5 protein-coding genes are annotated in these 11,065 nt (G+C 33.7%); 4 read left to right on the top strand and 1 reads right to left on the bottom strand.

The window, feature by feature from the left end:
- Nucleotides 1–16: 16 nt before the first annotated feature.
- Nucleotides 17–3,670, bottom strand: coding sequence for an MMPL family transporter (locus AC4FQ5_RS17120; RefSeq protein WP_491145261.1), 3,654 nt, complete (start codon nucleotides 3,668–3,670; stop codon nucleotides 17–19).
- A gap of 192 nt (nucleotides 3,671–3,862) precedes the next feature.
- Between AC4FQ5_RS17120 and AC4FQ5_RS17125 the strand changes: the two genes are divergently transcribed.
- From AC4FQ5_RS17125 to AC4FQ5_RS17140, 4 genes are all read left to right on the top strand, one after another.
- A complete protein-coding gene (locus tag AC4FQ5_RS17125) occupies nucleotides 3,863–4,864 on the top strand; it encodes a hypothetical protein (protein ID WP_491145263.1) in 1,002 nt (333 codons plus the stop codon).
- Entirely contained in the window at nucleotides 4,865–6,004 is a 1,140-nt protein-coding gene (locus tag AC4FQ5_RS17130; RefSeq protein WP_491145264.1) for an EpsG family protein, read from the top strand. It begins immediately after the preceding gene.
- Between the two features lie 345 nt (nucleotides 6,005–6,349).
- Entirely contained in the window at nucleotides 6,350–9,748 is a 3,399-nt protein-coding gene (locus tag AC4FQ5_RS17135; protein WP_491145266.1) for a T9SS type A sorting domain-containing protein, read from the top strand.
- Between the two features lie 156 nt (nucleotides 9,749–9,904).
- Nucleotides 9,905–11,059 carry a hypothetical protein gene (locus AC4FQ5_RS17140; protein WP_491145268.1) on the top strand — a complete coding sequence of 385 codons (1,155 nt, stop codon included), beginning with the start codon at nucleotides 9,905–9,907 and terminating at the stop codon, nucleotides 11,057–11,059.
- Nucleotides 11,060–11,065 lie beyond the last annotated feature (6 nt).

Below are 11,065 nucleotides of genomic sequence, written 5' to 3' on the forward strand. Positions count from 1 at the left end.
ATGCTTTTAAAATTTATTATTCGTGTCGGAATACTCTTATTGATTCAGAAGTGAGCACTAAGTTAAATGCAGCGTTGTTAAAAACAATATTTTCAGTATTCATCAAAATAATAGTTTTGGGAAGAAGTGCGACGTCATTCAGATCAAATTGGGCATCAGAAATCAAAAGAACATCAATATCTTTCGTGACTTCAGAAATGTTTTCAATATAATTGATTTTCCTTGTTTTAACGACATAATTATTTTTAGCAATTTGTCTTTTTTCTTCGCTTTTTATGAGACTGAAAACTCTTCTTCCGGCCTGTTGAAGTGTCAGAAGAATATCTTTTTGCCCAAAATCGTCTGCGATGTGCAAGATGTTCGCATCTTTTGCGATGTGTTTATTGAGTTCAAAATAAACGGATTTATTTTTCTCAAAATCCTGTTTCACTTCATTTACGACTTCGGTTTCTTTGTAGAGATAGGTTAAAAACAATTTCTTTTTAAAATAATTTTCGTCCTCAATTTCATTTCTCAGTCTGGCAAATTCTTTTCTGAAATAAGCATTGATATTCTTGGCTCTTTCTTTGTAAACCGTTCCGAATGAGAGATCATCTTTGCTTATTCTGTCTCCCACTTTCACAATAATATCGCCGTCATAAATGATGAAGTCTCCTTTGGGTAAAACTTCAGAGTTTCCGTGAATATAAAGCGGTAAAATATCCAGATCAAATTCTTCAGCAAGATAAAAAGCGCCTTTATGAAAACGTTTCACATCATTCGTATAAGATCTTTCCGCTTCCGGAAAAACGACCAGAGAATATCCCTGATCAATTTTTTCCTTTAATTTTTCTTTTCCGTTTTCGATGCCTTGAGAAACCGGGTAAAATCCTAGAGCTTTCACCAATTTCCCAAAAACCGGAGAATCATAAACCCAATCATTCACGAGATAAACAATTTTGTGAGTTGCCATCGCAATTGCCAAAGTGTCGAGAAACGAAGTATGGTTTGCGATGATAATGGCAGGTTTACTGAAATCTTCATTTGGATTTTCTATAACCTTCTTTTTAACGAATGGGTTTCCGTACAATACAGAAGTTAAAAATTTAGCTAAAATCAGCTTGATGATATCTAAAGTTTTTCCTTTCGATTTTTTTACAAAAATACTGCCGATTACTGAAAATATAAACCCTCCCAAACCGTAATAAATAAAGAGAATCACTGAATGCAAAAACAGCCTGAATGTAATAGGAGATAGTCCTTTTTTGGTTCTGTTAATAATTAAAAATCTGAACCAGAACGGATACAGAGTTGAAGTAATAATGATAACCGAAAGCATTCCGATCAAAGCGACCAATGCCAGTGAATGTAAAGCCGGATGTTTTGCAAAAATTAATGAACCAATGGATAGGATTGTTGTGAAAACTGCCAGAATAATTGAAATTCGATAAGTTGGGAGTTCGTTTTTCCCTGTTGTATGTTCCTTCTGCATTGCCTGTGTCAGAAAAATACTGAAATCGTCACCAACCCCAAAAACCAATGTGCAGACAACGGTGCTGAAGATATTTAATTCCAATCCTAAAAAGTAAAGTATTCCTGCTGTTACAACGCCCGTCAGAACAATGGGAAACATTGTGAGAAGGGTGAGTTCAAAATTTCTGAAGAAAACAATGATGGTCAAAAGAATTGCCAGTAATGAATAATTGATCAACGTATTAAAGTCTCTTTTCAGTAAACCTAAAAAGTTCTCGTTCAGCTGTTGACGGTCAATAGCAATCGCATCGTGCTTCTTTTCTACATCTTTTATGAAGATATCTCTTTTGTTTTCGTCCACTTTTACGACATTCGAAACGGTGTAAAAACCATTTTCCTGACTCAGAAATTCCGAAATTTGAAGTGCTTTTATTGTTGAGTATTCCTTTAAGCTTAAAGTGGAGTAGGTTTTATTTAAATTTTCATTAAACTGATTAAAAGCCGAAGAGTTAAAGCCAAATTTATTTCCGTTGCTGATCAGTTCAGAAATTGTTGTATTCTTCTTGTTTTCGTCCCAGAAATTCTTCCAGATTTCTACTTTTTTCTGCTGGTCTTTTTCAGACAACACAACATTTCCAAGCGAGTTGTAGCTTAATATTTTTCCTTCTTTTTTTTCTTTCTCCAAAAATCGGCTCAGATTTGAATTTCTTGCCAAAGCTTCTTCCTCAGAATTCCCATAAGAGATCGTGTAAATGGATTTTGAAGTGATGTCTGACAATTTTTCAAGTTTTGCTTCACTTATTTTTAAATCTTTCGGGATGTAATTGAGATCACCAATATTTTCATTAAAACCAACGTGCCTGAAACCAAATAAGCACGCAATGATCACAATCGAACAACCGATAATCAGAGGTTTGTTTTTCTCATAAGGATAGTGCCCGATTTTATCAATAAAATTGGTGCTTACTTTACCTGATTTCTTTTTCGGATGATACAGTTGCGGAACAATAATCAATGCTAAAACCGAAGAAAATAAAACCGTGATTGACGCAAATAAACCTAAATCTTTCAACGCTTCGGAGCGTACAAAAACCAGACACAAAAATGAAACTGCTGTTGTTGCGCTGCTCAGAATTACCGGTTGGGTAATTTCTTTATAAAGTTCTTCAATATTGTTGTTGTGCTTATAATGTGTAAGAATATGCAAAGCATAATCAATTGTAATTCCAATCAAAATGGCTCCGACACTCAATGAAATAGCAGAAATTTTATCTTTAATAAAATACAAAACCATTAATGCCAGTAAAACAGAAAATAAAGTCGGAAGGAAAACGATAATGGGTGTGAAGAAGTTCCTGAAATAATACATCAGCAAAATCAACAGAACCGTCATCGAAATGATAACTGTGTTCTGAATGTCTTTCTTAATTTGTTGAGCATTTGCAACCGCAATCACCGGTGAGCCAAAATAACTTAATTCAGTTTTGCCTTTGAATTCTTTGTTGAGACTGTCTTTGATTTCGTTCAGTTGATTGACAAAAACTTCATTGTTTTTAGTGTCGTTGCTTTTGTTTTTTGGTTCAATGAAAAGCAGAAGGTTCTTCCCGTCTTTGGTAACGACGTAATTGTCTTCGAGTTTAAAATCTTTGCTGATGTTTAAAGCATTCAGTTTTTTGATGCCTAAAAAAGTGATTCCAAGAGGATCTTTTTTAATGAATTCTTTCGTTACCAAACTCGTTGGCGAAACCAAAGAAACATAATTGTTCTCAACCTGTTTTGCAATGCTGTCTTTGTTGAGTTTTCTTTCAATTTCCTTATAGTCGTTTTCGTCTAAAAACAAAGGCAAATTCTGATTTACGAAATCAAATGTTTCGGAAATTTCATTGTCATTCACTTTCCCCTGAATTGAACCGATGTATTTTTGTAAAGGTTTTGTTTTCTCTAAAAATTGGTCTGCAGTTTCTGATAGCTGAAAATTGTCGTCTTTTGATTTCTTTTCAATAATAACAATGATCTTATCTGAAAAGTTGAGCTGCTTGAGAACTTTTGCTGTAAGATCAGATTTTTCATTTTTGGGAATGATCTGATTGATGTCTTCTTCAAAATTGATTTTAGCAGCAAAGAATAAGCACATTGAGGCAACTGCCAAAGCGGTTACAATAGAAATAATTCTGTTTTTGGCGATCAGATAATATAAAAAGATGAAAAAACGATGCATGGGTTTCTCAAATCAGGTTTGCAAATTTAAATTTTTAAGCATTAGTTTTAAAACATTTGTGATAGTTTTCGCTGAAAATCAATAAAATATTCCATTTAAAATGAAAAATTCTTTTACTTTTGCAAAAGTTTCCCTTAACTGACCGATATATATTTAAACACAAAATTATTCTTAATCGGGAAATTGCTTGGTATGTTGAGAACATTTGATGAAAAATTAAACGGATTCCTGTTTGTAGTAATATTTCCATTTCTGCTTTTCTTCATGTCTTATTATGGCTTCGAATCTTCGTATGTAGAATTGAAATCGATGGAGAAGGCTCCAGATTTTATGTTTTCTTCAGTTTATGCCTATCGGGTAATCCCTAATTTTCTGATGATTCATGCTACTGAAGCCTTCGATTACTTTATTAATCATAATTTTTCATCGCTCAGAAAAATCCTTCTAAAAAACGGAACCTCTTTTTATCACAGTATTTTTCTTATCAACAGTTTCTTTTTTGTTCTTTCGTCGGTAGTTTTAAATGCAATTTTAAAAATGAACCCAATTACAATACTTCTAAATTCAAATGTCAAAAAGATCGTGCATCTTTTAGCGATATTTTTTATTGTAATTGTCCAGTATGTACCGACCAATTGCGATTTGATCGCTGTTTTCTTTTATTTGTTGGGGATTTGGTTTTCGTTACGATATTATCATCAAAGAAAAATTTCTGATTTTGTTTTTTTGTGTCTCACGATTTTTGTGTCGACATTTGTTAGGGAAACTGCATGTCTCAATATTGCTTTTTTTGCAGCGATTTTCATAGATTTTGAAAGATTCAAAACGGAAGTTTTTAAATCAGCAAAAGAAATTATTTTGCTGGTTTTGTCTTTTATATTGCCATACATTGGGCTAAAGATGATTATTCCGCAAGATGCTTCGTTTTTTGAGGGTATTTATCTTGCCAAAAATTTCACCAGTCCATTTAATCTCGCAGGATTACTTTTTGGTGTCATTGGTTTTTATTTTATTTTTAGTGTTTGTGGCAATGTGGGGAAATTAATTCTTAAAAAATATCTTTTCTTCTCCATTCCTTATCTTGGAATGATTACTTTAGTTGGTCTTTTTTGGGAGACCAGGCTTTTTTTACCACTGCTTCTTTCGGGATTGATTGTGGCTTTTCATCGGTTTAAAAATATTCATACTGCTTAAATGAGTTTATTACATCCATATTATATAATTGCAATTATTTTCATGCTGCTCTTTAGCTTCCAGGAAGTATTTGGCAGAAAAGTTGATAAAAAATGGCTTTGGTTCTTGGGTGGTTATCTTGTTGTATTAGCAGGGTTGAGAGATCATGTAGGGCCAGATTACGGCAGTTATGTAGGAATTTATATTTACTCTGATACCAAAGATTATGTAAGTATAATTTTCAAAGCATTTTTTTTGGAAGGACCCCGACCTGTAGAGTTGGAGTGGCTTTTTGTTTTGATTAACAAAATTTTGATTAATGTATTTGAGGCACCATTCTATGTTTTGACATTGGTGATTGCTATTATTACCATTTTCCTTAAAATAGAATATGTTGATGATAATACATTTTACCCTTTCACATTTATTCTTTTTATGTTTATTCCGGGTTTTTTTATTGGTGAAAGTGGGCAGATTCGGCAATGTTTGGGTTCTTTTATTGTTTACTATGGCATCAGATTCATCAAACAGGAAAAATTGATTTTATATTTACTATGTGTTTATTTAGGTGCCGGTATTCATAATGTTTGTTATATTTTCTTACCCATGTACTGGATAGCGCGTGTTCCGCTAAATAAAGTATGGATGCTTATTTTGATTATTGCATCTATATTTGCCTCACCGTTTGAGGTGTACAGGTTTTTTGGTGGTTTCTTGGATAATATTGCCGGAGATAATGTTCTGGTTGAGGGTTTTAATGGTTATATTGATGAAACTACACAGCGTCTGAACGGAGGCATTGGGATACCTGAAGGAATGATGGCTGTTCTTACATTCTTTCTTTTCACTTTTGACACTCAGATGAAAAAAAAGTTTCCTTATTATGAATATCATCGGAATTTTGCCGTGATTGGAATTTGTTTCTATTTCATATTCAGAAACAATCCTATCTTTTCTTCAAGACTGGCGGGCGCATTTATTGGTTTTTCTTATATTATCATTCCAAATACCATGTATGTTGTTTCGGACAATACAAAGAAATTCATTTATACAATTATTATTTCGCTTGTACTTTTTAACTTTATAGTTTTTGCGAGTTTTAAAAATATTATTGGTGGTAGATTTACCATTGATCTGTATAAAAACCACATTTTACCTTAATATTTCCATCATTTTCTAACTTATTTTTACATACCACATTGTGATGATTTGTTTTATGCTAAATTTTTCTTGATATTAAGAAAAATTCACTTAATATTATGTTAAATTCCATTAATATTATTGTACTTTTATCGAGGATTGATAAAATTAATTTATTATTAATATGTTAATGCGTTTAATTATTTGGTAATATAATTATTTTATATTTCGATAATGTTTAAAACAAATTGATTATTGTCTGTTTTGGTTCAAAATCGAGGCGATGTTTAATTAAGGACAATTTTAAGTATGAAAAGTAAGATAAGTAAGAATCTAATAGCAATGTTTTGCTTAGTTTCTTTAAATATGTATTCTAATAGCAATTTAGAAATAGAAAGAGATTTTATTACTGCTGAAAATGTAGTGCGAGACTTTATAAAGAAAGACACTTTAGTTAAAATCTCCGATAGAAATCATTCTGCAGTGAGTCAGTCACGAGCTGCTGCGGTTTTAGATTGGACAAAAGCACCAAACAGTTATATTTTTGACCCTGCGCTAAATGGGGAAGGGCTATATATCCCTGTGAAGAAGGCATATGAAATGTGGCGGAGCTATAAATATTTGGCAAGTGCAGGAGCAATTAAAGGTAAAGTAACCGCAGATGTTCTTTGGGAGGATGTTCCCGGTCTTATCAAATCCGGCACCAATTACAGCCTGGAAGTTGTAGATTCCGGTGAAAACGGAAAAATAAAAGTGATGATCAACAAAGCCAAAAAAGGGAATGCTGTTGTGGCATTCAGACTAAATGGTGAGATTTTCTGGTCATGGCATATTTGGGTAACAGATGACCCTTCCAATGGATCTACTTATAAAAGTTTTACAGGTCTTAAAAGAGAAAGAAAAAACGGAGTAATAGAAAATATTCCCGACGCAGATTGGAAATGGATGGACAGGAATTTAGGTGCCATTACCAATACCAATACAAGCGGAGAGTGGAACAGAAGTGGCGGATTGCTTTATCAATGGGGAAGAAAAGATCCTGTTCCGCCATTGGTTTTGAAGGGTAATGATTTTTATGAGGTTTCGGGCTCGATCGGAAGAGTGAGACATAGGGGCGCAAAAAATTTCAACAATGCAATCAATTTTGATGTACTCAGAAAATTTGTATTGCTTTCTAATGCGACTTTAGATAATAATCTTCAGCTTTCTGTAAAAAATCCTTTGAGTTTAATTTATGTGAATAAAGATGATAATTCAGGTCCGGCTTATTATAACAACAACACAAATCTTATGGTCAACTGGTTTGGAAGATCTGCAAGTTTGGTTGACAGTAAGCTGCCAGAGCTGAATTTATGGTCAGATAATTCCAGAGGAAAGGTTGGCAATGGATATAATAATGATGCGAATGCTGCCCCATATCGTGACAAATCTCCTTTTGACCCTTGCCCGAACGGTTGGAGGGTTCCGTCAATGCTTGTAGCAAATCTGGCATCGGGTGCTTATGTAGACGATATAAGAATTGATTATTCGCCATTTGGGGTGAGAACTAATCTGGGTAAAAGTGCTTTTGAATCAAATGGTTATCATATTTTAAAGCCTAATGATACTAATGTTCCTGCTTTTATGACCGGTTTTAAACTATATCCAAATGTCGGCTTTGATCTGTCAAACGTTGGCGGAAATAATATGGGAGTTTTTCCGGGTACAGGACAATTGGCAATAAATGCTCAGGGAGGGCAATATACTGATCAGCATCACGTAGGTTTATGGACGGCAACATTAACCCGATTTTTTGATACAACTCCGGCAGTAAGTGCAAGATCACTATTTATGGTGCCAGACAAATACCAGAACGATACACCGGATGCAGCAAACCCAACTATAAAAGGAAAATATTGGTATCAGCCGACGTCAAGTGCCAAAACGTCGGATGCAAACGCATGCAGATGCATTAAAGATCCTTTGTATCTTGTTAATGGATATGATTTCCCGACACAATATTTAAATGCCAATAAAGAATACGTTGAAGGTTTAAACAATCCAAATACCTATCAGGTTGTAAAATCAGCATCGGCATTCACTTTGGAAATTCCAGTGACGAAAGCTTTTTCTGTTCAAAGTCAGCTTTTAAATAATCCGGAAATTTTAAATCCTGCAAATTTTGGTGATCTTAAAGCAAATGTTCTATGGACAACAAATACAGGTTTAATTAATACAGTTAATGTAACAAATCCTTCTCCGGGATCGGTTTCAGGTCTTATTAATTCTAAAATTTTAGTTTCATTAAATCCAAACCAAAGCGGAAATGCAGTAGTCACTTTACACAACGGGAGTAACTCAAACCCTGTCTACTGGTCATGGCATATCTGGGTTACTGATACTGCAGTTGGCTCTTATAATTATACAACTGAAACACCAAATGCGGTTGCTTCAAATTATGTCAATTACGTACCGCGAGGAGATGTTTTAAAAACAGAGTTTATGGACAGAAACTTGGGTGCTGTAGATGCATTTCCAGTGATGGCGAATCCTCTTGCACCAACCGTTGCTGAGTATGAGAAAGTCAGAGCTTCCACGGGGTTACAGTATCAGTGGGGAAGAAAAGATCCTATACCATCATTTCAGTTTGCAGATCGTTCACCATACAATATATTTTTAGGTAATGTAAATGCGAACGGAGCAGTCGCATACACAACGCTCACTCCTGCAGTGTATAATAACTTATCAGGGTCATATATCGTTCCCTATAATACCTATACAAATAGTTCTAATGCGAATGTGTTATCGGCAGATAAAACTTCTGACAAAGTATCTAAAGTATTGTCTTATTCGGTTAAAAATCCTTTGGTTTATATGATTCCGAGTACATTTGCTCCCTTCAATAGCGCGGTTCCTAATTATACGAATGGTACAGACTGGTTATTGAATGAGCCGAATGTTGCTGCAGACAGATGGGGAAGAGGCGGTGAAAAATCTCCGTTTGACCCTTGTCCGGAAGGTTGGAGAATTCCGGATCTTACAGGAGTGGCTATTATTGCTAATCTTGATTACGGAATTTCACCTTGGTATAAAAAAGATAAAAAAGCAGCAACAAGTTATAACGTTATTAATGATTATTTGGGAGTAAGGGTTCAGAATACTACAGGTTCTACAATAGGCTATATATTTAACGATGCGACATATCCTGTCGGCAATTATCCGAATTCCGGCTCACGAGGCTTTAGAAGTGTGATGGGGAATCAGTCTGCACAGGGTACTTTTGACGTGAATAATTTCCAATATCCCGGTGTCTGGACGGCTGCTTTAAATTCAAACTATATTGGCAGACCGGTTAATCTGCTTTTCGATGCATCTTCAAACAGTATGATTGCTTTCCATGATAATAATGACCCGTATTTTGGAATGAATTGCCGATGTGTGAAAGTTAAATATGATCAAAACGGAAACGAAGTCGGTCCTATTCCTGCAATTCCGGTAACGGCGGGTGCATCTGTAAAAGCCTCAAATATTTTCACGGAAAAAGAGATTTCGCAGATTGCAAAAGAAAATAGAATCACACTTTTCCCAAATCCGGTGAAAGATGTGTTGTATATTAAAGCAACAGATTTGAAAGATTATTACTATCAAATCTACAACGCTTCCGGTCAGATTGTAAAATCAGGGAAGTTTGAAAATACGCGGACAGATGTTTCTTCACTTGCTCAGGGAATTTATTTGGTAAGAATCAATAATTCTAATACGGTGGTAAAGATTTTGAAAAGATAAACTACAAGAATTTTCTCGAATTCTTACATTAAAAAGAAACAAAATAGTGCTTACCTCTTTGTAAATTCATATTTTTGATTCCTTAAAAACAATGGATTTGCAGAGTGTTTTAAAAGCTGTTTTGCTTCTTTTTATGGAAAGTAAATCCGAAAGCATATGATGAAACGAGAGAGAATTTTATCCTTTTTAAATATTAAAATTTTTATTTATGTCATAATTGCCGCGACAGCCCTGTTTGCGCTTGTTTTTACCTATCTGCATAATGCAAAATCAGACGGTTATATCTTGGGTGATTGGCTGATCAATTATCAGGACGGAGGTTTCAAAAGAAGAGGGCTTTCCGGAAGTTTTTTCTTCTTTTTACAGGATTTTTCAGGTATCAGACTGAATTTATTAGTCTATTTTTTTCAGGTTATTATTATTTCCGGTTTTTTTTATTTCTATTTTAAATTGATACAGTATAAAGAGGCAACTTTTCTTTATCTCTCACTTTTATTATCTTCTATAGGTTTTGTAGGGATTTTCAATTGTGTAGATTATGTAGGTAAGAAAGAGTTTATAGTTTTTTTTCTGTTCACTTATTTTGCATATCATTTAAATAAAAATTCCCTTTCAAAATCGAAAGAATATTTTGTTTGTACAGGACTTTTTATTGCCATGTTCTTTCATGAGATTACTTTGTTTTTTATTCCTTATTTTCTGATTGCATTATATTTAAAAGCCGGAAAATTTGAATTAAAAACGTATTTAAAATACCTCATAGCTGTTTTTGTTCCTGCTGCTTTCATTGCACTTCTTGGTAATAATATCAATGAAGGACAATCTTTACAAATTCTTCAGAACCGGAGAGTGATCTTAACTAAAGGTATTTTCTTTTGGGATATCAATGAAAGGCAATACATGATTGAACATTTTAAAGAATACAGATTGTATTTCATAAGTTTGATATTATCAGTTATTCATGTAGAGTTTTATTTAAAATATCAAACTGATCGAAAGATGATATCTATTTTATTAATTGGTGCTTTTATCTTCTCTTTACCGTTATTTTATCTGGCAATTGACTGGGGAAGATGGATGTATATTCACATGATATTTATTATAGTGCTTTTCGCAATGCATCTGAAGGATAGCGTTAATTCAACCAAATCAGAAATATTAAAAATAAATCGAAAATTTAACCTTACACTATTTATCATTATTTTGTCTTTGACATATCGGGTTGAAATGTCAGGAAGAGGCTTTACTTTTGAAGGGTTTTTCTACAGAATCTTCATAGTACCCTTCGAATTATTGCATAAAATGATGTGACGGAAA

The organism is Chryseobacterium sp. DT-167 (assembly GCF_058310155.1).

Bases quoted from the DNA above. Each gene is read 5' to 3' on its own strand.
- AC4FQ5_RS17120 (WP_491145261.1), bottom strand. From the start codon at position 3,670: ATGCATCGTTTTTTCATCTTTTTATATTATCTGATCGCCAAAAACAGA.
- AC4FQ5_RS17125 (WP_491145263.1), top strand. From the start codon at position 3,863: ATGTTGAGAACATTTGATGAAAAATTAAACGGATTCCTGTTTGTAGTA.
- AC4FQ5_RS17130 (WP_491145264.1), top strand. From the start codon at position 4,865: ATGAGTTTATTACATCCATATTATATAATTGCAATTATTTTCATGCTG.
- AC4FQ5_RS17135 (WP_491145266.1), top strand. From the start codon at position 6,350: ATGTATTCTAATAGCAATTTAGAAATAGAAAGAGATTTTATTACTGCT.
- AC4FQ5_RS17140 (WP_491145268.1), top strand. From the start codon at position 9,905: ATGATGAAACGAGAGAGAATTTTATCCTTTTTAAATATTAAAATTTTT.